This window comes from uncultured Enterovirga sp. (assembly GCF_964242715.1).
Classification (GTDB): Bacteria; Pseudomonadota; Alphaproteobacteria; order Rhizobiales; family Beijerinckiaceae; genus Enterovirga.
In genome coordinates, this window is record NZ_CAXTAZ010000065.1 from 1 (window position 1) to 24,979 (window position 24,979).

The window sequence follows — 24,979 nt, forward strand, 5'->3', positions numbered from 1 at the left end:
TCGACAGCATCGTCGGGCGCTCGACCTTCAAGAACTACCGCATCCTGGTGCTCGACAACGGCCGCATGCAGGACGACGTCTCGGCGCATTTGCGCGGCCTCGGCGTCCGGATCGAACGTTATGCTTTCGAGCCGCCCTTCAACTTCCCCCGCAAGGCGAATGCCGGTTTCGCGATGGTCGAGACGGAGGATGTCATCCTTCTCAACGACGACGTCGAGGTGATCTCGCCCGACTGGATCGAGGCACTCGTCGGCCTCACCGGCCGGCCGGGGATCGGGGCCGCGGGCGCGCGCCTCCTCTACCCGAATGGGCGCGTCCAGCATCAGGGCGTCGCGCTGGGCGTCATGGGCGCCACGACCCATGTCTTCCACAATCTCCCGGCGGACGCGATCGGCTATAACGGCTACACGCACCTGATCCGGAATTATTCCTGCGTGACCGGCGCCGTACTCGCGACGCGGATGAGCCTCGTGCGCGAGCTCGGCTGTTTCGATGCGAGCTTCTCGGTCGATTTCAACGACGCCGATTACTGCCTGCGACTCGGTCGGGCCGGATACCGCGTGGTCTATTCGCCCTTCGCGCAGCTCTATCACTTCGAGGGCACAACGCTTGCCCGCTCGGTCGTGACGGCGCCCGACGAGACCGCCTTCCGGGCGCGCTGGGGCGAGACCATCGATACCGACCCCTACTACAACCCGAACCTGCCGCGCGACCGCGGCGACTACGCTGTGGCAATCTGGTGACGAGGCTATACGAGGAGCGAAGAGAGCCTAAGTGGGTCACTGTCAAGGAGGTTGTCCCTGGCGATGATCGGTGGTTGTCCGCCGAGGGCTGAGCCAGGGCGTCGGTGGTTGTAGCTGGCGATCCAGGACAGCGTGGCGGAGCTTCTTCGGCGGATGAGCGGAAGGGCGTGGCATAGGCCCATTCGCGCAGGCTGGACTGGATGAAGCGTTCGGCCTTGCCGTTAGTGCGCGGCGTTGAGGGTCGGGTGCGGACGTGCTTGAGGCCGGCCTTGCCGAGGGCGGCGGCGAACTCTCGCGAGCGGTAAGCCGAGCCGTTGTCGCTCATCACGCGCTCGACCGTCTCGCCATGCCGCCCGAACTAGGCGAGCGCGCGCGCCAGGAAGGCGGTCGCGCTCTTCTTGCGGTCGTCGGGCAAGAGCTCGGTGTAGGGCGGCCGGACCGCGTCATCGAGGCGACGTGCAGGTGGTCTCATCCGATGCCGCGGTCCTTCACCATCCCGCTGTGCTGGCCGCTGATGCGATGACCGATCCCGTCGATGCGGCCGAGCTTCTGGTGTCGATGTGAATGAGTTTGCCAGGTCGCTCCCGCTCATACCGGATCACCGGCGGTTTCGGATCGAGCGCCGACAGATGGCTGAGCCCGAGCCGACGCAGTCAGACGCCCACCGTGGAGACCGGCCGCCGCGCCTGCCGGGCGATGGCGGGCCCGGATAGGCGCTCCCGTCACAGCCGCTCGATGAGGATAGTCGCGTCATTGCCCAACCGGGTCGGGCTGCGGTTCGGCCGGGACGATCGGTCCGACAGACCCGTCACACCTGCGCGGGCGAAGCGGTCGCGTCACTTGCGTACGGTCTTTGGGTCGACGCCCATCCCCGCCGCGACCGCCAGCACGGTCCAACCATCCGACAGGAGATCGACCATCAGCATTCGACTATGGGGCGTGGTTCGCGCATTCTGGTGAACGTCCACCCGGAGCTCCGGGAAGGGAGTTGCAGGCTCCGCAACCACAGCCTCTCTCACCAGCCCGGACGGACAACCTCCATAACAACGACACCTAAGCCACCTGCCCACAAGCATCTTCCACCCCGGATCATGTTGTCCTCGCCGAGATAGGGGCCCGACTGGACCTCGATCAACTCGAGCGGGATCTGGCCGGGATTCTTGACCGGGGCGACTCGCCCTGCGGTATGTAGATCGACTGGTTCTCGGAGACAGTATGAGGCGCGAGAGAGCCGGTCCCCGCTGGCCTGATCGCGTCGGTGACGGCCTGATCTCGTTCATGGCCAACGACGGGAAGCGCTGACGGTCTCTTCGCGTGCGGGCAGGTCGACAGCTACTGAGACATGCGATTAGGGAGAGCGCTCCCACGCTGATGCCTCCGCCTGCCCGTGTGAGCCATGTCAAGAACGACGACCGATTCCCGTCGATTGCGCGACCGGGTGAACATCACGCTGGCACCAAAGTCGGGACCAACGACGATATGGTTGAGCGACGATCCGCGACGGACCCGCCACTCGACCGGACGAAGGTCTCCAGGAGGCGTGCGAACCGGTCAGCGTTGTGGTGAACGATCGCGTGATTGTTGGCGTTGATGACGAAAATGAACGTGTTCAGGGCGTCACGCAGCCTCAAGACGTGGAGGTAATCCATCCAGAAATGCTTGTCGGCCGGGTTTCCGACTTCTCCGGCAGCAATGATGACCGCCCGGAAAGCGGTGTCGTCGGGGTTGCGTGCGAGCAGGTCTCGGACGTCGGTCAGATCGTCGGGCGTCGACAGCGCCCGGATGCCGACGAACGCGAACCCCGCCTTGGCGGCGGAGTCGGAGAAGGTTTGCGGGGCGCAGGCGATCACCGAGGCGCCCTTGACGTAGCTCGACGCAACGAGCGCCGCATAGGCCCCCGAGGATTGGCCGAAGAACGTGGCCCGGGCGGACCCGATCTCCGGCAGCAGGATGTCGCGGCAGACAGCGTCGAGATCTGGCAGCACGCGGGAGCCCTGGTACCAAGGGCTCTCCAGATCTTGAAAGTAGATCACGGGACCGTCGAGATAGCGGGCGACCGACAGCATGGCGAAGCGCTCCACGTTGCCGGCGAACACGACCGTCACATGTTCATAGGCGCCCCCATCATGGAACACGACGCAGCCGAGTTTCTCCGCCATTCCGTTCAGTTCGACAATCAGGGCCCGCATGTCGTCGAGGGAGAGGTCGCCTAGACAGATTGGTCTACGCTCTATCCAGACTAGTCTGGCCGACTCCGAGACGGGGGTCGACGAAGCCGAAGCCTGACGTTCGACCTGGGAACCGGGGGCCTGGACAGCGAGCCTGGCGGATCGCCAGGCGCGCGTCAGCGAGCCGGTGATCCGTCGGACGGTTAGAACCACCGGTCTCCCACTTGAGCATCGTGATCCTGTTCGAGGATGTCGGCAAAGCGGGCGAGCGGCTCTTCCCAGTGCTCTACGACGGGCCGTCGGGCTGAGGAACCCGGCGACCAACGCTTGACGCGCGTGGCGATCCGGTCGCAGATCTCCGGAATGGTGTTCGACACGTCGACGCCAAACTCGCGGTGGGCGTCGATATCCGACGCGACCACGTCCAGCCCCATCGCCATTGCCTGACCGATGCCGAGGTTGTAGCCCTCCCACTCTGACAGGTTCACGTAGAGGTCGCTCGCCGCATAGAGGTCGCGCATCTCGGCATCCGACACGTTGGCGAACGGGACGAGGCCGAGGTCCCGCATTTCGGCAACGTCATCGTCGTCACCGCGCCCGGCGATCAGGAACACGACGGTGGCGGCCAAGTCCGGGTGCCGGAACGGGAGGTCGGAGGCGACCTCCCCGTATCGATTGATGCCCTTGTAGAAGCGTTCGCCCTCGCCGAACCGACAGACGTTCAGGACCAGGAACTTGTCCTCGTAGCCGAGCGCTTTACGCACGGCCACTCGGCGCTCCTCCCAAGGGTCGGACCATGTCGCCAGATGCGAGTTCCCGTTGCGGACGACGACGACGTTCCGATGGTATTGTCGCGCGTTAATGGCCTGGGAGATCGCGAAGACCCTGTGGGCCAGAGGAGCGGCGAACCGCTTCTCCCAATCGACGTCCTCGCGCGCGTTGCGGTCGGGGAAGAAGCGGGGCGGCGGCTCGCCATGATCGAAGAAATAGACGAGAGGCCACGCTCCCAGGTAGCGGGTTACCGAGAAGAATGGCGGAGTGTGGGCGACGATGCAGTCGATCCCCGCCTGAACCGCGTAGGCAGCGGCCGATTCGGCCGTCCAGAGGTTCGCGCGCCGGCAGCCATCATACGCGAGATCGTTTTTGCCGACCGGGCCGCCCACGGTCACGTCCCAGCCCCGTCCCAGCAGGAAGGCCGCCTGCTGGTCTAGGACCGTCGCCACCCCGTTGCCCTGTCCGTGCACGCGGCTCAGCAGCAGGACACGGGCTAGTCCCGGCAGCGAGCGCCGCCAGGGTCGGACGACGCGCGGAGGTGTCCCGAGCGCCCCGACCGCCTGCAGCGACAGGTTCGGCGAGTAAGACCGGTCGTCGAGAAACAGGGGCCCGAACTGCTCTCGGACGTAGATGGCCTCCCGACTATTGCGGTGTTGCTGCGCGCGGGTAGTGTCGAACCCGCGCGACTTGGATTCGTGGTGGATCAGGAGAGGCTCGCCCACGTAAATGTTCGTGTAGCCGGCCGTGAACGCCGCCGCACATAGCTTCACGTCGTTGAACGCGACCTTCAGGACAGTGTCAAAGCCGCCCAGTGCAGCGAAAACGGACCGTTTCACCGCCAGGCAGGCGCCGGTCACGCACGTCATCTCACGGGTCACGTCGATTTCGGCCGCGTGGTCACCCACGACGTTGGATAACCTGTGCGCGCCTACGCCTTGGACGCCCAGCACCACCCCGCCGTGCTGCACTATGCCATCCGGGTAAAGGAGTTGCGCGCCTACAAGCCCGACCTCGGGACGCCTGGCATGGTGGACCAGCTTCGCCAACCAGTCCCGCCGGTTTACCGTCGTGTCATTGTTCAGGAAAACGAGGATCTCGCCCCGGGCCTTCTCGGCGCCGTCGTTGCAGATCGCCGCGAAATTAAAAGGGCCGGGCGACGGCACGATGGTTGTGCCCGGGCGGCGCTGCAAGTCGGCCAAGTATCGGGCGGTGTCGCTCTCAGTGGAGCCGTTGTCGACGATCAGGAGCTCGATCCGCTCGGCCGGATAGTCGGTCGCCTCGACGATGCTGACGACGCAATTCCGCAAAAGTTCGACGCGGTCCCGGATCGGGATGATGACCGTCACGCCGGGTAGATCGGCGCCCTGCGTTGTCACGATGTCGGGGGGCAGCCGCGACGCAGGTGCCGGTTCGTACAAGACTTCGATCCGTTCCGACCGGGTCTCCGGGCGGCCGAATAGCAGGAACGGCACGCGCGCGACTCGGCCCGGGTCGAGAGTCAGGAGGTAGGACGCGAAGGCGCGGTCCGGTTCGCCGGAGGCTGCCTGGGCTACGGCGGCCGCTATATGCTCGCGCATCGGGTCGCCGATGAGCGCCGCGATCATCGGCCCCGCATAGGGTAGCCGGCGCATGAACTCGGGCGACATGGCGGGCTTGAAAACCGGCCGCGTCCGAGTTCCGGCCTCATCGACATGATCGTGGTCCGCGTAGGCGGCGTCGGCCGACCGGCGGGCGAGGGTCCCGGCCAAGGCGTAGGCACAATGCGGTCGCACCAGCGTGGCCCCGCCGCAGAGCAGCACCACCGTCCCAGCCGCGCAATCCGCGAGAGCCTCGGACGGCTCGACGCAGCGCGCTCGCGCCTGTCCGGCGACGCGGGCCACGCAGGTCACCCACACATCGGCGGGGATGCCGGCCCCGCGCACGAACCGGACGGTCACATCGGCGCCGATCTGCCCGTCCCAGGCGTTCAGCATTCGATCGATCGCAGGTGCCGTCTCGAGATCCAGGACGTGGACCGCGACGACAGAGGTGGTAAGGTGCGCGCCATCTTGGCGGATCCGGCGAACGTCCTCGTCGCTCAACTGGTCAAACGCGTCTATCCAGCGCTGATACCCCGACGGGCCGCGCGCCAGGTAACCGCGCGAGCGGCCGAAACGGATGTAATCCGCCAGCGGCGACCGACTTCGTTCGAGGTAATCCGGGTAGAGAAGCTGGTAGAAGTTGCTGTCGAAGGCCGGGCCTGGATCGCGCAGCTCGGCGGCGCCGTGACGGACGAAGTGCTGAATGGCCTTCATGCCCGACACGCCGACGTCGCGGTTAACCCTGACATACCAAGCTTCGTCGAAGAGGTCGGTGCGAGCGAGAAGATATTCGAGCGATTCGTCGTCGTCCGCCTGCCAATCTTTGTCCCGCTCTGCCGGGTCGAGCCGCGCCATAACCAGGAAGGCCAGCCTCAGGTCCTCGCGTTCGAGGCGGGGGTGCTTATGCAGGAACTTGGCCGGGTTTACATGCGGTGACGGCTGCCTGAGTTCGCTAAAGCCGTGCTTCGCGAAATGCGCTACGACGCCACCAGGGAAGCCGCGGACATCCGGATAGCGCCAGAGATACCACTCTTCGTCCAGCAGGCCAGTCTCGGCTACAGCACGGGCCATGTCTGGGTCGACTGCCGGGCCGGCGAAGCCCTTCTTCTTTCTGAGACCCCAAAAAAACATCATATCTCGATCGAAGATCGTGACCAAGTACTATGGCTTCGCGAAACCCGACCGTGTGCCGAGGAGGACGAGTCAGCGACGCTTAGCAACAACCTTTCACACAAGCAATTCGCGCCACACAGACAGGGTGGTTCGAGCAGAGCTGCGCGCGCGAGCGGCGTGACCGGATAGCCTCACATCCGAACTTCGACACGCCGGCCAACCGGGGCGCCTTCCCTAGCGGAGGCATCCTCTTTAACGTTTTCTTAAGAGGTAGGGAGCGGCGAATGCGTGGTGTTCGGACGAGGGGGCATAACCGGACATATCGCCAAGCGATCTCTGCCGCGCTTGTGTTGTTGGTTGCGGTGCTGCCCGCGGCAGCCAAGGCGCAGGCTCGCGTGTTGCCGCGCACAGGCGGGAATACGGTCCTCAGCCGCGTTAAGTTGACGGTGAACAAGTCCCAGACGATCAGGGTCGCCACGCCCTTCGTGGACCTGCTCGTCGGTTCCTCCGAGATCGCCGACATCGTCCCGATCAGCGACAAGACCGTCTATCTCTTGGGGAAGCGGATCGGCACCACGAACGTGTCGCTGATAGACGCCGACAAGCGCCTCGTCGGGCTCATCGACATCGAGGTCCGGCCCGACGTCCAGGCCATCGGCGCGCAGGTGCGCCAGAGTACGGGCGAGGGCGGTCTCAAGGTGGAGAACCAGGGCGAGCGGGTCCTCCTGACCGGCATTGCGCGCGATGCACCGACCGTCGACCGCGCCATGCAGGTCGCGCCGCCCGGCACCGTCAACCTGACGCAGGTGCGCTCGCCCCAGCAGGTCATGCTCAAGGTTCGGTTCGTCGAGGTGAACCGCAATGCGGGCCGGGAGCTCGGGGCGCGGTTCGAGTTCGGCGGCCGCAACACGCTGGCGACGACCGGGGCGTTCGGCGTCACGACGCCGGTGTTAAGCGGGGGCCAACAAGGCGGCCTCCTTTCTGGTGCGATCGGCACCGCGATCAGCGCCGCCACCACGGGCGGCGTGCCGTTCGCGTCCGTCGTTCAGTCGTTTACCGGAAGCTCCGGGCAGCTCGATCTTTTCATCAACGCGCTGGAGACGAAGGGCCTTCTCCGACGGCTGGCCGAGCCGAACCTCATCGCGCTGTCGGGTGACCGGGCCGAGTTCCTGGCCGGTGGCGAGATCCCGATCCCGATCGCCAATCAGACCTTCAACGGCTCGCCGCAGATCACGGTGTCCTACAAGGAATTCGGCGTCAAACTATCGTTCCTGCCGACCGTATTGCGCAACGGCCGGATCCACTTGCAGCTGGAACCGGAGGTGAGCGACATCGATCCGACCCTCGCGGTCGCGGTCGGCGGGGGGGTGTCGGTTCCGGGACTGACCAAGCGGCGGGCCAAGACGAACGTCGAGCTGCGGGACGGCCAGAGCTTCGCGATCGCCGGCCTGTTGCAGAGCCAATCGACCCGCTCGATCGACCAATTGCCTTGGCTCGGATCGATCCCGGTCCTAGGCGCCCTATTCCGCAGCACCGCGTTCCAGGAACGCGAGACGGAGCTCGTGGTCATCGTCACGCCTGCGCTCGTGCGGCCAACGAAGCCCGGGCAAGCCCTCGCGTCGCCCCTCGACACCACCTTGCCCGCGAACGACGTCGACCTGTTTGTCGACGGCCGCATGGAAGTGACGCGCGACCCGCGCGCCTTCGTGACCTCCCGGGGAACGGCTGCCACGCCCTATGGCCACATCCTGCCGGATGCGCGCCACGGCGCCCCCACCGCCAGCCGCGGTAGCATCGTAAAGTGACGCGGACCGGAGCCATGATCCTGAGATGGATCGTCCTCATGCCGGTTGCTCTCGCCTGCGCGTCGTGCACCGAATACCTGGCGCGTCGCGATACGCTTTCGGCTGGGTCGGGCGACGCCGTCCAAGCGAACATCGCCAAGCACGTGATCGATCCATGGCCCCGCGTCGCTCAGCGTGACGATACCGAAATGGACGGGGAAAGGCTGCGGCACGCGGTGGAACGCTACCGCAACCCGTCGAGCGGCGGCGCCTCGTCGTCGGCGCCCGCGGGGGCTGTCGTGTCGGCTTCTTCGCCGACCCGGTAGCCGGCATGCGGGCGTACCCCCTGGACGGATCCGGGCCGGTCCCCTGCTGATCGCGGGCGTGGTCACGCTGATTCTGATCTGGGTCGTGATAGAGGACATGCGCCGCTTCCGGATCCGGAACGTCGCCGTGCTGGCCCTGTGCGCAGCGTTCGGATTGGACTGCGTGTTGGACGGCCATATCGGGCGGCTTCTCCCTCATGGTCTGTTCGCAGCGGCCGGGCTGCTGCTGCTCGCGGCCGCTTTCGGGCTGGGCGTGATGGGGGGCGGCGATGCGAAGCTCCTCGTAGCGGCCTTGCTCTGGTTCGGGCCAGAGGAGTCGCTGCCTTTCGCAGGCGTTCTGTTCGCAAGCACCCTCGGCTACGGTTTGGGGGCCTGGCTCGGCTGGCTACCCAGTCGGCTGCGCGCGGGCCGGATGGTTATCCCATTCGGGGCCAGCATTGCGATGGCCTGGATCGCGATCCTCGTCCTGACAACGAGACCGTGATGACGCCCGGGGCTTCGGAAGGGAGACGTGAGGGTGTATTGCGGTCCGGGTGTGGTAAAGAGAAACTTAACTCGCGACGGTCGCGCGCCGGTCCGATCGCTCATTTGCTAGGCAGGGGATCGAGAATGAAAGTCATTTTGCGCCGGTTCCGCCGGGACGAAGGTGGCGCGGCTATGGTCGAATACGCGCTGCTGGTCGCCCTGATTGCGCTCGTGGCGATCGTCGGGGTGTCCGCCACCGGGACGGGCATCAACGCTCAGTTCACCAAGATCACCTGTAAGATTGCGACCCCGGCGGCGGCCTGCGACCCGTGAGATTCGCGACCAGAACGTCCCTGATCGTCGCGTTGGTCGCCGGCTTGATCGCGGTGTTTTTGGTGCGGGGCGTTCTTCTGAATATCGCGGCGTCGTCGGACGCCGCAGGCCGGAGCGTGACAATCGTAATGACACGCCAACCCGTCGCGTTCGGCGCTCCTTTGACGGCGGACAATCTGCGGGAGGTGCCTTGGCGAACCGCGGACCCGCTAGAGGGATCTTTCGCGACGATCCGCGACGTTTTGAAGGACGGGCGCCGCCTAGCTCTTGTGTCGCTGCAGCGCAACGAGCCAGTGCTCGCCAACCGAATTACGGCCGCCAACCAGCGAGCGACGCTCTCGACGCAAATCGACCAGGGCATGCGGGCTGTGACAATCCGGGTCGACGAGGTCCGCGGCGTGGCGGGCTTCGTTCTTCCCGGCGACCGAGTCGACGTGATCCTCACGCGGGGCGAAGGGGCCGGACAGGAGGTCGCCGCCTACGCGGACGTCCTGCTCCAGAGCGCAAAGGTTCTGGCGGTCGACCAATTGTCGGACGAGCGTCAGGACAAGCCCGCCATCGCCCGGGCCGTTACGCTCGAACTGACCGGGCAGCAGGCTCAAAAGGTGATTCTGGCCCAAGGGATCGGGCGCCTGTCGCTCGCCTTACGGCAGGCGAACGGCGCGGTCGAGGACGACGCGGTCCGCGTCACTGCGGACGATCTAGGGCTGTCGCAGGGGACCTCGCGCGACAGGCTCGCCGACATCGAGGCCAAGCTGGGTGCCATCGCGACCTCGGCCGAGGCCGCCGGGAAGGTCGCGGACCGGAAACTATCGGAGTTCGAAGCCCAGATGCGGGGCGAAATGCTGCGCGCGCCCGCCCAGAGCTCACCTATGGCTACACCGCCTCAGGGCCGACCGGCTTTCTCGGGGTCGGTGGTGACAGTGACTCGCAACGGATCCAAGACGGAAAGCTACAACGTCGCGTCGGAGCGCTGACCGCGGGTGCTGCGGCATTGCGACAGCCTCCCCGCCCGGTGGCGTCGAGGGCGGCATGGGTAAGGGATCAGACGGCGTGCAATGCTTCATCGTCGGCGAGGCTCGCGATGAGAGCGCGAGGGCGTTGGAGGTTGTTGTGCAGGAATTTGGCCCGTCGCCCGTGACGGTGTCGAGCTTGGCCGAACTCAGGGCCGACGACCGCTTTGTGGCGGCCGCCCACGCGCTCGTCCTGGTCGCCGTGACCGGACCCGGTCCCGTCGAAGCCGCGGCCGCGATCGCGTTTCTGCAGGAGCAGGCCGGCCAAGTCTTCGTGGTCTGCCTGGCCGAGACGATCTCCCCGAACGATTACAAGCGCCTCGTCCGGACGGGGTCCGCCGACTGGATGCCCTGGAGCGACTATCGGGACGAATTGAGGAGCCTCGTGGCGCGGCTGGACGCCGCCGAGGATCGCACCGGCTCGGCCAAGATCATCGGCTTCCTGCCCAGCAAGGGCGGGGTCGGCAACACGACCCTTGCGATCGAGACCGCGATCCACCTGTCGATGAGTCGCAAGCGGCGCAACGCACGCATTGCCCTCTTGGACCTCAATGTTCAGGGCGGCACGGTCGCTGACGCGCTCGACGTCGAGCCCCGCTTTGATCTGTCCGAGATCGTGGAGCGGCCCGATCGCCTGGACCAACAGCTGGTGGACGTCTTCACCAGCAAGCACTCGAAAGGGCTGGACGTCTTCGCGATCCCGATGCGTCGGATCGGCATCGACACGGTCAAGCCGGAGACAATCTTCACGGTCATTGACGCGATTTCGACCCGCTACGACGCGCTCGTGTTCGACCTGCCGGCCTATTGGCTCCCCTGGACGGACGCCTTGCTTCGGGGCTCCGACGTCGTGGTGGTCACGGGCGGCGATAGCGTGCCGGCCTTGCGGAAGCTCGCCGGGAGCCTCGCCCATCTTGAGAGCGTGTCGGTCCCGGCCGGTAAGGTCGCGGCTGCCGTGGTCCGCACCGAGACGGACGTGTTCGGGCGCGTCGCCCGCCGGGCCGTGATCGAGCGCGCGCTTGGAGCCCGGCGGGTGTTCTACGTTCGCCGCGACGACGTCTCCGCGGCCGAGGCGCTCGACGTCGGTCAGTCGATCCTCGAAATCGCACCCAACGCGCGGATCAGCCGCGACCTGCGGCAAGTGGCAGATTGGGTCGACCAAGTGGCCACGGTCCTCCCGGTCGCGCGGTCTGTTCCCGCCGGCGTGGGAGCGGCCTCGTGAAGCCGGGCCTGTCCGACCGGTGGCGGATGCCTTTGCCGGCCGCACCCGCGCGCCAGGACGAGAAGAGAACCGCCGATCGCGTCGAGCCGCCCGTCGTCCCTCCCGAGGCGGTCGCGAATGCGGCGCTGATCGATGCCAAAGTCAAGCTGCACGGCCGGATTATCGACGAGTTCAACCTCTCCCTCATCGACAGGATCTCAGCCGACGACCTGGCCCGGCAAGTCGGCCGGTTCGTGGCCGAACATGCCGTGCGCGAGCGGCTCGCGCTCAATCAGCGGGAGCTTGAAACTTTCTCGGCCGAGGTCCTCGACGAGATGGTGGGTCTAGGGCCGATCGAGCCGCTGCTCAAGGATCCGACTATCACGGACATCCTGGTGAACGCCCACATGTCCGTCTATGTCGAGCGTAACGGACAGCTTGAGCTCAGCCCGGTCCGGTTCAAGGACGAGGTGCACCTCCTGCGTATCGTCAACAAGATGGTCGCGTCGGTTGGCCGACGGGTCGACGAATCCTCGCCGATGGTGGATGCGCGGCTCCCGGACGGGTCCCGGGTGAACGTCGCGATCCGTCCAGTGGCGGTCGACGGCCCGCTCGTGTCGATCCGAAAGTTCTCTAAGCAGCCGATCTCCATGGATCGCCTCGTCGAACTCGGCACGCTGCGACCGATGATGGCCGACCTGCTGAAGGCGGCCGTCCGGGGTCGGGTTTCACTGGTCGTGTCCGGCGGGACGGGCTCCGGCAAGACCACGATGCTGAACGCTCTGTCGTCCTACATCTGGCCCCGGGAGCGCCTGATCACGATCGAAGACGCGGCCGAACTTCAACTTCAGCAACCGCACGTTGCGCGCCTAGAGACGCGTCCGCCGAGCGTCGAAGGCCGGGGCGAGATCCGCCAGCGCGAACTCCTGAAGAACGCGCTTCGGATGCGTCCCGACCGCATCATCCTGGGCGAGTGTCGGGGCGAGGAAGCCTTCGACATGCTCCAAGCCATGAATACCGGGCACGAAGGATCGATGACGACCGTACACGCGAACACGCCCCGCGATGCGCTGAGCCGCATCGAGCAGATGATCGGCATGTCCGCAGCCTCGATGTCGGCGGCCTCGATCCGTAGCCAGATCGCCTCGGGGATCCAACTCGTCCTGCAGCTGCAGCGGATGACGGATGGACGCCGCCGCGTGACGAGCATCGCGGAAGTGACCGGGATGGAGGGCGACGTCATCCAGATGCAGGAGATCTACCGGTTCATGCGCGAAGCCGTAGACGAGGGCGACCAGGTTGTGGGCCAGTACCGCGCGACCGGCATCCGTCCCCGCTTCATGACCGAACTGAAGGCGCGGGGAATTGATTTGCCTGCTCAGGCCTTCGATCCGCGCGTCGCGCTCTGAGAGCCGGCCATGAGCGAGCCCTGGGTGCTCTACCTCCTGGTTTTCCTGCTCGTCTCGGTGGCGGCGTACGGGGTGCAGCAAGGGGTCGGACGCGCTGCCGCCAGCAATCGGCAGAAGCGCCGCCGCGTCGACTCGCTAGAGGTCGCTGCCGCCCCGGAGCCGTCGGACACGCTGCGCCGTCGCACGGGCCGTTTCGGCGGGTCTGCACCCGCCAGGAGCCTCGCCAAGCTGGTCGTGCAATCGGGCCTGACGCTGTCCGGTCCGGCCTGGGCGCTAATCGCGCTGAGTCTCGTGATCGCGCTGTACATGCTTCTTCCGGTGGCCGACAGGAGCCTGCGGCTCGTCGCCGCGATCCTCGGCGCGGCGTTGCTGGCCTGGCTCTGGCTGCGCATCCAGCGGGCCCGTCGGATGGCGCGGTTCGGCGAGCAGCTGCCCGAGGTCATCGACGTCATTGTGAGGAGCCTGCGGGCAGGGCATCCCCTCGCGATGTCGCTCATGCTGGTCGCGCGGGAGATGCCTGAGCCGGCCGGGCCAGAATTCGCGCTCGTGGTCGACGAGGTCAATTACGGCCGGAGTCTCACGGACGCAATGGATACATTGCATCAGCGCGTCGGCTACCCCGAACTCCGGTTTTTCGTAGCCGCCATTGCGATCGCCCACCAGACCGGCGGCAATCTCGGAGAGATCCTGTATCGCCTGTCCCGGTTGCTGCGGGACCGCTTCCGTCTCGCCCGTCGCATCCGTGCGCTCTCGGCCGAGGGCCGCTTCAGCGGCTATGCGCTCAGCGTGATGCCTGTCGCGCTGTTCGGGCTGATCAACGTGGTGAGCGCGTCCTACTACACCGACTTCTGGGCGAGCCCGTCCTCGGTTCCGGTCATGTCGGTCTGTCTCGCGATGCTCGTAGTCGGCAATCTGATTATCTACCGCCTCGTAAACTTCAAGGTCTGACCGATGGGCGGCAGCGTCGTCGTGCTGTCCATGGCCAGCATCATGGTCTTTGCCAGCGCGATGCTGCTCGTCCTGTGGGGGATGGGCGCACTGGACCGTAGGGAGCGGGTCCGCCGCCGCCACAAGACCCTGGTCGCGCAAGACGGCGGCGACGTGCCGCCGCTCGACTCCGCCCCGAGCGCGAGGGCCCTCGACCCGGCCCGCCTCGGCCTGGGACTGGACGCCCAGCGCGTGATCCGTCCCGAACTCGTCCAGGCCGGGTTCTTCGGCCTCTCGGCGGTGACCGGCTATGCGGCCGCCAGGCTGGCGCTCCTGGTTGCTTTGCCGGTGGCCGGGGGCGTCGTCATCCCGGCGTTAGGCGGAACCTGGGGCGTGACCGAGCGGATCGCGCTCGCGCTCGCGCTGGCGGCGACCGCGTATGTGCTGCCGCGCGCTTATCTCAGTCGGCGCCGCCGCCGCCTTGAGATGGAGTACCGGCAGACCTTCCCGGACTTCCTCGACATGCTTGTGGTGTGCATCAATGCCGGGCTGAGCCTGGAGGCGGCCCTAGATCGCGCCGCGCGGGAGCTGGGCGAGTCCGACCAAGCCTTTCGGGCCAATCTCGATCTCATGACCGGCGAGATGAGGGCCGGCAAAAGCACGCCGGACGCGTTGCGGGCGCTGGCCGATCGCCTGGGGCTGCGCGAGGCGCGCTCCTTCGCGGCTCTCCTGCGTCAGACGATCGAGCTCGGAACGGACGTCGCCCAGGCGCTAACGACGTTCTCGGACGAGATGCGGGACAAGCGCATGTCCCGCGCCGAGGAAACGGCTGCCGCGCTACCGCCGAAACTGACCCTTCCGCTCGGATTGTTTATCTTCCCGGTCGTCCTTATCGCCATCCTGGCGCCGGCCGTGCTCAAGGTCCTGAGCGTTGTGGAGCGCTGACATGAGCGGAGCCCCCGAGACACCCGGCCTGACGTGCCGACCCTGGCTCGCGCGTTGTTGCCGGCAGGAGGAGGGCGCGGCAATCCTCGAATTCGCCCTCGTACTGCCCATCCTGCTCGCTCTCGTGGCAGGCTCGTTCGAACTCGGTCGCGCCCTCCTGGTCCGGCACGCGATGGCGAACGCTGTGCGGGGCGGTGCGCGCTATCTGGCCAGGGTCCCGGACCCGACATGCCGCGCCGAGTGCTCGCTGGGTGCCGCCCGGGCCGTCTCGGAAACGCGCGACCAGATCGTCGGTGCGACCGGCCTCGCGCCCGCCGCCATCCGGATCACGCCGACCTTCGATCCCGGGGCGGGAATCGTCACGATGCGGGCCGACGTCCCGTTCCGGTTCGAACTCCTGCGAACCGTCGGCTTCGGGCCGGGCCTCACGCTCGTGGCGAGCCATCAGGAGCCGCGCATTGCGGACTGAACTCGCCCGCCACGAGGGCGGTGCGGCGCTCATCGAGGCCGCGCTGCTGCTCCCGGTCATGCTGCTCCTGCTGTTCGGGTTGATAGAGATCAGCCTTTACGGGTGGACGTCCGGCCTGTCCGCCAAGGCGGTCCAGCTCGGTGTGCGGAGGGCTGTCCTGTCCGACGCGGTGGCGGTCGGGCCCGGGCTCGACCCGGCCGAGAGCGCCACCTACTGGGACGGCCTCTCGCCCGGCCGACGATGCTTCCCGGAGCCCGGCGGGGTCAGCGCCTGTCCTGTATTCTCGGTTGTGTGCGACGTAGCGGACGGCTGCCGCTGCACGGGCAGCCCCTGCCGATTCAGGTTCTCGGCCGCGCGCCTCGCACCCGTCCTGGCCGCCATGCGGGCCGTGATGCCGAACCTGAAACTCGAGAACATCCGTGTGTCCTACACGACGAACGGGCTCGGCTACGTGCAGCGGCCGGTCCCGGTGCCGGTCGATGTCGGCGTGACGCTCGTGAGGGTCGCCTACCGCCCGCTGCTGCTCGGGCAGCTGCTGGGCGACACGCTGCCGATCCGCGCCTCCGCCCGGCAGCCGGGCGAGAGCCTGGCGACCCGGTGAGGCGGTCGGCGGGACGCCTCCGCGGCTTCGGGCGCGGGTTCCGGCGGGACGAATCCGGGTTCGTCCTGGTCTTCCTGGCGGTCGCCGTACCGGCCCTGATCGGCCTCGTGGCACTGGCGCTCGATGGTGTGCGTTTCCTCACCCTCGACACCGAGCTCGCCCAGAAGGCGGATGCGGCGGCGCTCGCGGCCGCGAGCCGTCTCGACCGCTCCACCGGAGCCATTCCGCGGGCCCGCGCGGCCGCGTTGGCGCTCACAAACGGTCCGGCGCCGGACCGACCTGGGGTCAGCCTGAGCTTCCGGTTCGCGGCCGGCCTCGACCCATTGCGCGGCAGCGCGACCTACACCCTGTCCGACGATGCGAGCGCGGATGCAGCCTTCGTCGAGGTCACGACCGCGGAGACGTCGCTGACTGCCAGCCTGCTGCAGATCGTGGGTGTGCGCGCAACGCCGATCCGTCGGCGGGCGATCGCTGAGTCGCAGCATTACGCTTGCGACGTCACACCGCTCGTCCTCTGCCAAGCGGATCCGGGTGCCTTCGTGGCGATCGCGCGGCCAGGACGCCAATACCTCCTGCGCATGGACGGCAACCTCGTCGACGGATCGGTCGCGCTGCTCGACCGTCCCGATGCGGCGGGGGCGCGCGACGCGATGCGAGACCTCGCGAGCGACGAGCCGGCCTTCTGCTACGCCGACGCGGTCCGCCTCCGGACGAACGTCGCCGCCCCTGAGTTCGACGAGGCCGTGAACGTCCGGTTCGACCGCTATGCGGGCCAGACCGGACCGATCCCGGCCGACATCGCCCTCTATCCGCCGGCCCCGAACGTTATCCAGGGGAGGCATCTGGATACGTGCCAGTCCGCACCGCAGGGCGGGGATATATGGCCGCCCTACAGCCTCCCGCGAGACCAGGCTTATCGCGGCTTCAAGCTCTCGGGCCTTTGGAACCAGGGCGCCGGGGACTGGAGGACGAGTCCGGCGATCGGCGGCACGGGCGTTGCGTTCGCAACGGCGCTTGACGAGTACCTAGCTTGGAATCATGCCGACAAGGGGCTCGTCGTCCAGGATCGTCTGCGCTCGTCGCCGACGCGCTATGACCTCTACCTGCGGGAACTCGGGCTGACGCGGGAGACGGAAACCAGCCCCGTCGATACCCGCGGCCTCGGCCCGGCGCGCGCTACCATGCCGACGGGCGGCCCGTCGGCTGGCTCGCTCGCCCTCCGTCGAGAGAACGCTTTCCCGATCTGCTACCTGGGCAGCCGGCCGGCCGTGCAGGCGCGGCGGCGCATTCTGTATCTCTCCGTATCGGATTGCGGGGCCTTCCCCGCCACGGCCACGGCCGCCCGGTTGTCCCGGCGGGTCGCGAAGGTCTTCCTGACCGAGCCGGCCGAGGCGGGCGCCATGCTGGTCGAATTCATCCGCATGGTGGAGCCTACCGCCGATGACGGCAAACTCAGACACATCGTCCAACTGGTAGGAGCCGAGTGAACCGAAGGGGCAACGCATGCCGCGCGAGGTGTTTCGATGGGCCGGTCTTGTCTTCTCCGAACATTCAAACGCCGGCACCGGGATTCGCCGGGAGCGAAGGCGGCGTCGGAAACCCGGGTAATGTGACGCCCGGGCCCGTGTCGGCTAGTCTAGCGCAGGATGCCGTTCACCGGCCTGTTCCATCAAACCTATGCCGTAGAGCACGGTAAGACTGGCCCCAAGCGCGGTACGCCTCGACCGCCAGAATGCTCGCAGCCGCATCGAAATGACGTGCTGTTGGTGATCAATGGGCGGGGCATGGCGCTTTGTCCCGGATCCAGACAACCTCGAGACAATATTCCACGGTGGCCGGGACGCGAATCAGGGCAACCTGCCACGATTGGGCCGCTCGCCGGTCCGCACCATCTTAAGATTGTTCAGCAGGATCGGGTTGCCCGGGTACAAGCCGAGCGCGTGCTGGAACCGGGAGAGAGCACGGGCCCGATCTCCGCGCAGGAGATAGGAATATCCGACATTGTTCAGGATCGTCAGCGTCTCGCCGTTCAGCCTTATCGCCTGAGCGTAGGCTCTGTCCGCGAGGTCGAACCTCCCGAGATTGTCGTAGGCCGCAGCTAACCCGATCCAGGACGCGGCATCATCGCCGTTCTGCTCGACGGCCTCCCGGAAATGCCGCTCCGCGAGGCCGCTGTTACCCGCTTCGAGGTCCTGCGTCCCGAGCCGGTGCAACTCGTTCGATGCCACAACCGCCGTCTCGATGGCCACTGGGAACGTCGCGTCCGGGCTGAGGGGAGATTGGCAGCCTGCCAGGAGCAGGATGGCCCCGACGGTCGCGGCGCGGCGCGGGCCGCAGGACAGCGGTCGCACGGCCGACGCGAGCCTTGCCCGAGGGGCCGGCCTCGCTGCCCTCATCTGATCGGTCTGCGTCGCATCCACTCGAAAGCTCCGGCCCTATTCGGCGCGCCCGAGACTGGCACGACCGCAGGCGGTGAGAAAATGACCAATTACGGCGTTGTCATGGGGTTCGAACGACAGCGCTACGCGATAGGGCTGCAGGCGGTTGAGAGAGACCGGATCGCGCCCGAAGCCTACTACGATCTCGAGGCTGGAAGGGCGGCGTTCGAGCATGTTGCCGATTGCGAACACCGCGTCGAGCGGAAACGATTCTGTCCGGCCGATTACAAGAGTCGAGGGGTCGGCCATCCCGAAGCGGGAGACGAGCGCCCTGGGCGGTCGGTTGGGCACGCCGGCCGGCCGGAGCAGCAGAGAACCCGTCGTTTCGCCGGCCCCGGCGATCGGGCGGGGAAAGGACAGGCGCACGCGTCGATCCTGCCCCGAGCAGGACAACAGCCAGGCGACCTCATCGCCGCCCGCGCCGGCTGAGCCGACCGTACCAGCCGGGCCGACGGGCGCCCGCAACACGGCCACGTCGCCCCCGAAGGTTTCGTATACCCAACCCCGGCCACCGGCCCGAAAAGTCACGTCGTGGCCAGCGACCGGCGGGGCGGCCAGGACGACGACGACCGGGAGGAGCATCGACGGGAGCCCCCACCGCCCCGCCATTTGTCAGCGAGCCGACGGGAGAGCCCCGTCCGGTTCAGGGGAGTGTCCGCCCAGCGTGTCCCGGATCGCGCCCAGGAACGACAGATGCGAGACCAGGGCGGCGACCGACGACGCCGCCAGCATGACTATCACCATGATCGTATCGAGACCCTCGTCCAGCGCGAACCCTGGCAGCGATACGGAACGGGAGGTTCGCGTTCCCATCCATGCCGTGTAGGCCAGCGCGACCGCGCCTACGAAGCTGACATTGGCAAACGCAGCCACCACGAAGCGTTGCTCCGCCCACCTTGCGACGACGATGGCCCCCAGAATAACAATCGAGATCGCCAGGGCATTAGGATGGAACAGGGTTTTGAGCGGCGACGCCGCGATGCGGGCCTGCTCGAACACGCGGAATACGTGGATGTTCAGATACCACGCGAACGCGGACCCGGGATATGTCGCCAGAAGCCTGCACCCGGCCTCGGACAGGGCGAACAGGCCGACGACGGTCAAGGATCCGAAAGTCTGACACGTCAAGGACCGCTGCATCGCGAGAAGATACGGGGGACTTGGATAAGGCCCCGTTAAGCTAGGCCCCGTCCGTCCGCGGTGCGCCCTCCTCCAGCAACCCCGCCCGCGCTGGCCCGGTGTGGCGATGCGCTCTTCTTCGGTGCACGCCCCACGCGCCGTTTCCGCGCCGAGTCATACAGCGACGAGGACTTCATCGTCGGCTTGCCGCACCGCCACACATTGTTCTCGAACAATGGCAACACGTTCGAAGCCAATTGAAAGTGACAATCGGACGCGGCGGCCCGCGCAGGCCCGCTACGGTCTTGAGACAAGCTGTGGTTGCTAGGCTTGGCATCTCACCGAAGGCGGGGCATGCCGGAAAACGGCCGCCCCGCCTGTGATACGACTGCGATTACCGAAGCGCGCCGTTCAGGCCGTTCGGGAAAAAGCCCGACGGCTGAGTGTTCGGGTTCAGATAAAGGACGTTCAGAACCTGCGTGAACGTCCGACGATAGGCTACACCGTCCACATCGGTCGGCGTGATGTTGATCGTCGGGCTATCGCCGATGCCTTGGTCGAGGGTCGTCGTTCCGTCGAGAGAGTCGCGCGCTGCCGAAATTCGGCCGGCCTGCTCCATCAGTCCCCTTTGATAAAGCAGCGCACGGATGGCACCGGCGTGGTACGCTTCGACAGCCAGGATACCTGCGGCGCCAGCGAGGTTTGCCTTGTCGGTGATCAGCGGCGCGGCACCGCCATAGGCGGTCACCCCGACGTCCTCGAAGAGGAATGACGCCAGCAGAAAGTTCTGATCGTTGGCGAAGGCGTCGAACACTTCGTTTGGACCGGCCAGGCCAGCTGCACGAGCCGCGAGCGTGAAGCTCAGCCCAAGATCGATCGCCGGGCGTGCGACCCTGTTGCTGCCGAGAGCGTTGCGCAGAGTGCGGACATGCGCGAGTTCATCATTGGCGAGTTCGACCGCCAGCTTCCGCACGGTAGGGTCAGCGAAGGGGACCTGACGGCCGCCAGCGACGGGGCCCAACGTACCGGTACCCGTCACGTCGGCGTCGAGCAATCCCTGGCCGAAAGCCGCTCGGGTGTAGAACTCGGCCTCGAGATACTCCGTGTTCAGGGCGAAGTTAAAGATGTTCACGTCATTGACGGCAGCCTGTGCCTGGGCGGTCGTCGATCCCGCGCCCGCAAAAAGGGCTGCGCCGGCCACACCGAGCCCGACGCTTCGAATGAATGCACGTCGGCCCGCCTGCAGGTCGATAGCGCGAGGCTCATCCGTGGACGGGGTTGGTATGTCGTTGTTCAGCCGAAAGGAGCTATAAGTCAAGATCGTCCTCCTGCAAGCTATGGTGATAGCTGAGCGCAATCTAGTCAAATTGGTTCGCGTGACAAGCCAAAAAAATTGTTTCCGCCCTTCTCGCGGGCTAAACTTTGTTTAAAAAAAACGACGAGAATTGAAACTTTTTTGGATGGAGCCGATGGCGCTTCATCCTAGCGCGGGCGCCAGACGTCGAGACGCCATTGGATTTCGACGCAACTTCAAAAGTTTAGGATACTCGGGGCGTGACCTCTCGCCTCGACTTCGCCACCAAGCACCATCCTCGACCGCAAGGGGGTATCAGAGGTGCGTCCGCCAGGGGACGATCAGATAAAGTACGGACAGCACCAACGCTGGCCTGGATCAGCGGTGCCGCCGAATCACAACGTCCGGTAAGCCGCCTGACAATCTCGCGGAAGGTGACAAGCGGCGCGTGCCGAAAGCGAAATAGGGCGCGTGAGTTAGGCCCAGGATCAACGTGGCTCGATTCGCTAATTTGAATTACCGGATGCCTGTGCACAAAGAGCCACATTCCATGCCGAAGCTTCCGACCATGCACAATCCGAGCGCTACAAGGGAAGCCGCCCGCAAGGCGAAGGCCGGCAAGCTCGGCGCGGAGAAGCTGACGCCCGAGCAACAGCGCCGCCGGTTTATAGAGGTCGCGCGCAAGGCTGGCGCGAGCGAGGACGAGGCCGAGTTCGACAGGCGCTCGGCCGGATTCCAAGTGCCGGGTAGTGCGTCAGTTTGAATTCCGGCAGGGAATTGGCTAGCAGCAGCATCCGGTGTGAAGACAGCCTGCGGAGTTTGAGGGCCGAGGATCCGATGGACAAGGGCGATCTTGAGACCGTGCACATTGGCCGGGACGGATGGCTGTTTCTTGTCGGCGGACGCAACGACGTCCTGAGGCAGTACAGCTCGGGTGGTCTGTCGCCGGAGTTGCTGGCGGATTGGAAGGGCCTGCACGAAGACCGTCACCGGCGCTGCGGGGAACTTGGCGCGCGCTACCTCAATCTCGTCGTGCCCGAGAAGATCGCTGTCTATGACGACCGTCTCGACGGCCTTCGGATCGATGTGGCGGCCTCGCCGGCCACGCAGATTGCTCAGGCATTGGAAACCTCCTCCGCACGAGACGCTCACATCGACCTCCAGTCGCTGTTCCGTAGCCGGCGTGAGGACATCCAGCTCTACCTCCGCACGGACAGCCACTGGTCCTTTGCGGGATGCCACCTTGCTTACGAGGCGATCTGTCGGAAGGCCGGAGCCAGCCCCTACACCGCACTCGCCGCGCATGAGACGCGCCATGTGGACGTTGTGACTGGCGACCTCGGGATGAAGCTCGATCCGCCGCGTGCGGAGATGGGCGAGAGCTGGCGCTATCCCCGCTTGAGCGACATGGTTCACGCGAACCGGCTCGTTCGGCATTTTGAGGCCGCGGGTGCCGTTCACGCCAGCGGGACCGCATCGCTCACAGTCTACCGTACGGGTGCCACTGACGCTGACCCACGGACCCTCATGGTGTTCGGGGACTCGTACACGAGCCATGTCTACACGGAGAACGTGGGTCGCCTGATCGGCTTCCTGGCGGAAACGTTTCGGGAAGTGCACTTCGTCTGGGCTAACACGATCGACTATGGCTACGTCGCACGGGTCCGGCCTGACATCGTGCTCACGGAGATTGCCGAACGGTTCATGATCGAGCTGCCGATGACGGAGTTCGATCTGTCCGAGTATGAGCGCTCACAGTTCGAGAGGAAGGGGGGCCGACAGACTTAGGGTCCGGACCCATTAACTGGTTTGCTGTGGTGTGATTTTGTGATTCACGGGCTCACGGGAGGGGCTCATGAATCGGGATCATTTCTGGCTGTCTGACGAGCAGTTCCCGAAGATCGCTCCGCATCTGCCGACGACAACGCGGGGCAAGCCTCGGGTCGATGACCGCCGGGTGATCAGCGGCATTATCCACGTCCTCAAGTCAGGCGGACGCTGGGTCGACGCGCCGGAGGATTACGGGCCGAGAAAGACGCTCTACAACCGCTTCATTCGCTGGACGATCAAGGGAGTTTGGGTTCGGCTCTTCCATGACCTCGCGACGGCAGGCGGACCGCCGGCCCAGGTGCTGATCGACAGTTTGGCCGTGAAAGCGCACCGCTCGGCCTCAGGCGCAAAAGGGGGGAGAACACTCAGGCGATTGGCCGCTCGCGTGGAGGCCGCACGACCAAGATCCACGCCCTGACCGACCGGCTCTGCCGCCCGATCGCCTTCCTGCTGACCGGCGGCAACGTCGCCGACTGCACCGCCGGAGCCTCTTTGCTCGAGGCAACAGGTGCAGCACCCAACATCCCTCCCAAGATCAATCGTCGCTGGAAGCCGCCGTTCTCTCCCGTGCTCTACCGCCAGCGAAACGCCATCGAGCGCATGTTCTGCCGGCTCAAGGACTGGCGGCGGGTGCCACAAGATACGACCGCCTCTCAGTCACCTACCTCGCTGCAGTCTGCATCGCCGCGACCGTCAGCTACTGGTTATGAGTCCGCGCCCGCCTTGGCGTTGAAAGGAATCCTTGGTCAGGGCGACTCGGCAACCAGGGCCGCGTTCTCGCCGAGGGGCGGGCGCTCGCCTCCTCGGGCCTCGCCGCCCTATTCACCACCCACGACCCGAACCTCGCGTTTCGCTACGCCGACGACGTCGCCATGATCCGCGGCGGAGGCCTGATCGGCGAAGGCGAGAGCCGAACCGTGCTCAAACGGGCCCGGCCGGTGGCGCTCTATGGCAGCCCGATCGAGGAAGTCAGGTCACAGACGCGCGACGGCTTTTCCCCATGCTGAGAAGGACTGCCAACGGCCGGTTTAAGCGGCAGGGTCAGCCCGAGCCGCCTTTCATCTAGTGATTTAAAGCCCAGCGCGTCCAAAAATACTGAGCACCTTCCTGGTCCGCTCGATCTCGAGCCGGATGACGTCTCGGTTCCGACAGCGTGGCTTCCTGAGCATCTCTTCGAACTCCTGAAGCTCCCCCTCGAACTCAGCCTTGCGGGCGGCAAGTTCGTCCCACTTGGCTTTCTCCTCCTTGGTGGAGGGGCCACGGATCGCGGCAGTGCCTGCCCGCATGTCGATGACGACGTGGTCGGGGTGGGGCAGCGGCTCGGGCCCGGTGATCCCGAGGGCCTTGCGACGCTCGAGTTCGCGGTCCCACTCGATCTTGTAGGTCATGGCGACGTCGAGCCACTCGTCGCTCAGACGCTTGCGGTCGCGTTCAGTCGTGGCGAGGAGCTCGGTGAACAGCCGCTGCGAGCGCTGGAGTCCCTTGGCGGCGTTGACGGCGAGCGAACGCACGACCGCCTGGGCCATCGAGATGGAGAGGGGACCCGAGGCGTCGTTCACCTGCACGGTTCGGTAGGCCTCCTCGAGGATGATGGCCTTCAGCCGCTCCTCGTTCAGGCCTGGCTCGGGCAGGGGCCGCTTCTTCGACCCGCGCGGCCGTCCCTTCGGGTTGCCGGATCGTCCGGGGGTGAACCTGGTCGCGACCGGCGGCTTGGCATAGCCCACTTCGTAGCCGGTACGAGGCCGCCCGGATAGCGATCGGGGGTGATCGTCGTCCGTGCTCATGCCGCGGCCTTCAGGGCAGGACGGTCGTCCAGCCCGCAAGCGATCAGCACGGCGTCGTCGCCGGCATAATGCTCCCACCGACGCAGGATGCAGTCGCAATAGACGGGGTCCAACTCGCACAGGAATGCGCGCCGGCCGGTCTTGTGCGCAGCGATCAGGGTCGAGCCGGAGCCGCCGAACAGGTCCAGCACGATCTCGCCGCGCCCGGAGACGTCCTTGATGGCGTCGGCGATCATCTGCACGGGCTTCACGGTCGGGTGCAGGGCCAGCTCGTCCATGCGGCCAGGCCGGAAGGTGTTGACGCCCCTGTAGCTCCACACATTCGTGCGGTGACGCCCGTGCTGGCCGAGCTCGAAGGTGTTGGTGTGAGGCCCCGTCCCGTTCTTGAAGGCGAAGACGAGCTCGTGCCGCGACCGGTAAAAGGTCCCCATGCCGCCGTTGTCCTTGGCCCAGACGATCAGGTTCTTGAGCTCGGAGAACACGCCTTCTCCGGCCGCCAGCATCTCGGCCATGTGCCGCCAGTCCATGCAGACGTAGTGGATAGAGCCGTCGAGGCTCGCCTCCACCAGCCGCTCGAACGCGGTTAGCAGGAAGGCCGTGAACTCGCTCCGGCTCATCTCGCCCGACGCCATGGCGAACTCGCGATGCTTGATCGCGCCTGAG

Annotated in this window: 24 protein-coding genes and 3 pseudogenes; 17 read left to right on the forward strand and 10 right to left on the reverse strand. The window is 66.2% G+C overall.

Translation table 11 applies throughout. The features are described 5' to 3' along the window. The coding region (locus ACFE87_RS22205) for a glycosyltransferase (protein ID WP_375461844.1) at nucleotides 1–743 on the forward strand (743 nt) is incomplete at its 5' end. Nucleotides 744–945: 202 nt separating this feature from the next. Here the strand turns inward: ACFE87_RS22205 and ACFE87_RS22210 are convergent. The 4 genes and pseudogenes from ACFE87_RS22210 to ACFE87_RS22225 form a co-directional block, all read right to left on the reverse strand. Then, a pseudogene (locus ACFE87_RS22210) lies at nucleotides 946–1,068 on the reverse strand (IS481 family transposase); the annotation flags it as partial. 728 nt (nucleotides 1,069–1,796) lie between these two features. Then, nucleotides 1,797–1,955 (reverse strand): annotated as a pseudogene (gene cpsB / locus ACFE87_RS22215) (mannose-1-phosphate guanylyltransferase/mannose-6-phosphate isomerase); the annotation flags it as partial. A 233-nt stretch (nucleotides 1,956–2,188) separates the two neighbouring features. Then, on the reverse strand, nucleotides 2,189–2,932 hold the full coding sequence (locus ACFE87_RS22220) for a hypothetical protein (protein WP_375461845.1): 744 nt from the start codon (nucleotides 2,930–2,932) through the stop codon (nucleotides 2,189–2,191). A 182-nt stretch (nucleotides 2,933–3,114) separates the two neighbouring features. Continuing rightward, nucleotides 3,115–6,336, reverse strand: coding sequence for a glycosyltransferase (locus ACFE87_RS22225; RefSeq protein WP_375461846.1), 3,222 nt, complete (start codon nucleotides 6,334–6,336; stop codon nucleotides 3,115–3,117). A gap of 488 nt (nucleotides 6,337–6,824) precedes the next feature. On the opposite strand from ACFE87_RS22225, the gene ACFE87_RS22230 reads away from it, so the two are divergent. From ACFE87_RS22230 to ACFE87_RS22285, 12 genes are all read left to right on the forward strand, one after another. After that, nucleotides 6,825–8,183 (forward strand): type II and III secretion system protein family protein, encoded by a 1,359-nt coding sequence (locus ACFE87_RS22230; protein ID WP_375461847.1) that lies wholly within the window; start codon nucleotides 6,825–6,827, stop codon nucleotides 8,181–8,183. Between the two features lie 38 nt (nucleotides 8,184–8,221). After that, entirely contained in the window at nucleotides 8,222–8,488 is a 267-nt protein-coding gene (locus ACFE87_RS22235; protein WP_375461848.1) for a hypothetical protein, read from the forward strand. A gap of 58 nt (nucleotides 8,489–8,546) precedes the next feature. Further along, nucleotides 8,547–8,972: a prepilin peptidase gene (locus tag ACFE87_RS22240; protein ID WP_375461849.1), complete on the forward strand. Its 426-nt coding sequence runs from the start codon at nucleotides 8,547–8,549 to the stop codon at nucleotides 8,970–8,972. Nucleotides 8,973–9,097: 125 nt separating this feature from the next. Further along, nucleotides 9,098–9,286 (forward strand): Flp family type IVb pilin, encoded by a 189-nt coding sequence (locus tag ACFE87_RS22245; protein ID WP_375461850.1) that lies wholly within the window; start codon nucleotides 9,098–9,100, stop codon nucleotides 9,284–9,286. Further along, nucleotides 9,283–10,263, forward strand: a complete 981-nt coding sequence (gene cpaB / locus ACFE87_RS22250) for a Flp pilus assembly protein CpaB (protein WP_375461851.1) — start codon at nucleotides 9,283–9,285, stop codon at nucleotides 10,261–10,263. Before ACFE87_RS22245 ends, cpaB begins: the two co-directional genes overlap by 4 nt. Before the next feature lie 55 nt (nucleotides 10,264–10,318). Continuing rightward, the gene (locus ACFE87_RS22255) at nucleotides 10,319–11,521 is read left to right on the forward strand and encodes a CpaE family protein (protein WP_375461852.1); all 1,203 of its coding nucleotides are present in this window, start codon (nucleotides 10,319–10,321) and stop codon (nucleotides 11,519–11,521) included. Nucleotides 11,522–11,547: 26 nt separating this feature from the next. Next, nucleotides 11,548–12,909: a CpaF family protein gene (locus ACFE87_RS22260; protein ID WP_375461867.1), complete on the forward strand. Its 1,362-nt coding sequence runs from the start codon at nucleotides 11,548–11,550 to the stop codon at nucleotides 12,907–12,909. 9 nt (nucleotides 12,910–12,918) lie between these two features. Further along, a complete protein-coding gene (locus ACFE87_RS22265; RefSeq protein WP_375461853.1) occupies nucleotides 12,919–13,857 on the forward strand; it encodes a type II secretion system F family protein in 939 nt (312 codons plus the stop codon). Nucleotides 13,858–13,860: 3 nt separating this feature from the next. Then, complete coding sequence (locus tag ACFE87_RS22270; protein ID WP_375461854.1) at nucleotides 13,861–14,781, forward strand: type II secretion system F family protein; 921 nt, start codon at nucleotides 13,861–13,863, stop codon at nucleotides 14,779–14,781. Between the two features lies 1 nt (nucleotide 14,782). Further along, nucleotides 14,783–15,250 (forward strand): TadE/TadG family type IV pilus assembly protein, encoded by a 468-nt coding sequence (locus ACFE87_RS22275; RefSeq protein WP_375461855.1) that lies wholly within the window; start codon nucleotides 14,783–14,785, stop codon nucleotides 15,248–15,250. Then, the gene (locus ACFE87_RS22280) at nucleotides 15,240–15,851 is read left to right on the forward strand and encodes a TadE/TadG family type IV pilus assembly protein (RefSeq protein WP_375461856.1); all 612 of its coding nucleotides are present in this window, start codon (nucleotides 15,240–15,242) and stop codon (nucleotides 15,849–15,851) included. The genes ACFE87_RS22275 and ACFE87_RS22280 overlap by 11 nt, the downstream gene beginning before the upstream one ends. Beyond that, nucleotides 15,848–17,338 (forward strand): TadE/TadG family type IV pilus assembly protein, encoded by a 1,491-nt coding sequence (locus ACFE87_RS22285; RefSeq protein WP_375461857.1) that lies wholly within the window; start codon nucleotides 15,848–15,850, stop codon nucleotides 17,336–17,338. Before ACFE87_RS22280 ends, ACFE87_RS22285 begins: the two co-directional genes overlap by 4 nt. Nucleotides 17,339–17,698: 360 nt before the next feature. Here ACFE87_RS22285 and ACFE87_RS22290 read toward each other — a convergent pair whose 3' ends face one another. From ACFE87_RS22290 to ACFE87_RS22305, 4 genes are all read right to left on the reverse strand, one after another. After that, nucleotides 17,699–18,202: a tetratricopeptide repeat protein gene (locus ACFE87_RS22290; protein ID WP_375461858.1), complete on the reverse strand. Its 504-nt coding sequence runs from the start codon at nucleotides 18,200–18,202 to the stop codon at nucleotides 17,699–17,701. Between the two features lie 84 nt (nucleotides 18,203–18,286). Then, on the reverse strand, nucleotides 18,287–18,871 hold the full coding sequence (locus ACFE87_RS22295; RefSeq protein WP_375461859.1) for a hypothetical protein: 585 nt from the start codon (nucleotides 18,869–18,871) through the stop codon (nucleotides 18,287–18,289). Between the two features lie 30 nt (nucleotides 18,872–18,901). After that, nucleotides 18,902–19,393: a hypothetical protein gene (locus ACFE87_RS22300; protein ID WP_375461860.1), complete on the reverse strand. Its 492-nt coding sequence runs from the start codon at nucleotides 19,391–19,393 to the stop codon at nucleotides 18,902–18,904. Nucleotides 19,394–19,802: 409 nt separating this feature from the next. Next, nucleotides 19,803–20,726 carry a ferritin-like domain-containing protein gene (locus ACFE87_RS22305; RefSeq protein WP_375461861.1) on the reverse strand — a complete coding sequence of 308 codons (924 nt, stop codon included), beginning with the start codon at nucleotides 20,724–20,726 and terminating at the stop codon, nucleotides 19,803–19,805. A gap of 526 nt (nucleotides 20,727–21,252) precedes the next feature. Between ACFE87_RS22305 and ACFE87_RS22310 the strand changes: the two genes are divergently transcribed. The 4 genes and pseudogenes from ACFE87_RS22310 (at nucleotide 21,253) to ACFE87_RS22325 (ending at nucleotide 23,539) form a co-directional block, all read left to right on the forward strand. Then, the gene (locus ACFE87_RS22310; RefSeq protein WP_375461862.1) at nucleotides 21,253–21,465 is read left to right on the forward strand and encodes a hypothetical protein; all 213 of its coding nucleotides are present in this window, start codon (nucleotides 21,253–21,255) and stop codon (nucleotides 21,463–21,465) included. A gap of 74 nt (nucleotides 21,466–21,539) precedes the next feature. Next, on the forward strand, nucleotides 21,540–22,490 hold the full coding sequence (locus tag ACFE87_RS22315; protein WP_375461863.1) for a hypothetical protein: 951 nt from the start codon (nucleotides 21,540–21,542) through the stop codon (nucleotides 22,488–22,490). A gap of 67 nt (nucleotides 22,491–22,557) precedes the next feature. After that, nucleotides 22,558–23,242: pseudogene (locus ACFE87_RS22320) on the forward strand (IS5 family transposase). Nucleotides 23,243–23,404: 162 nt separating this feature from the next. Beyond that, nucleotides 23,405–23,539, forward strand: coding sequence for a hypothetical protein (locus tag ACFE87_RS22325; protein WP_375461864.1), 135 nt, complete (start codon nucleotides 23,405–23,407; stop codon nucleotides 23,537–23,539). A gap of 63 nt (nucleotides 23,540–23,602) precedes the next feature. Here the strand turns inward: ACFE87_RS22325 and ACFE87_RS22330 are convergent, their stop codons facing one another. Then, a complete protein-coding gene (locus ACFE87_RS22330) occupies nucleotides 23,603–24,316 on the reverse strand; it encodes a DUF5681 domain-containing protein (protein ID WP_375461865.1) in 714 nt (237 codons plus the stop codon). Then, nucleotides 24,313–24,979: DNA-methyltransferase (locus tag ACFE87_RS22335; RefSeq protein ID WP_375461866.1), on the reverse strand; the 667-nt coding region annotated here is incomplete at its 5' end. The genes ACFE87_RS22335 and ACFE87_RS22330, both read right to left, overlap by 4 nt.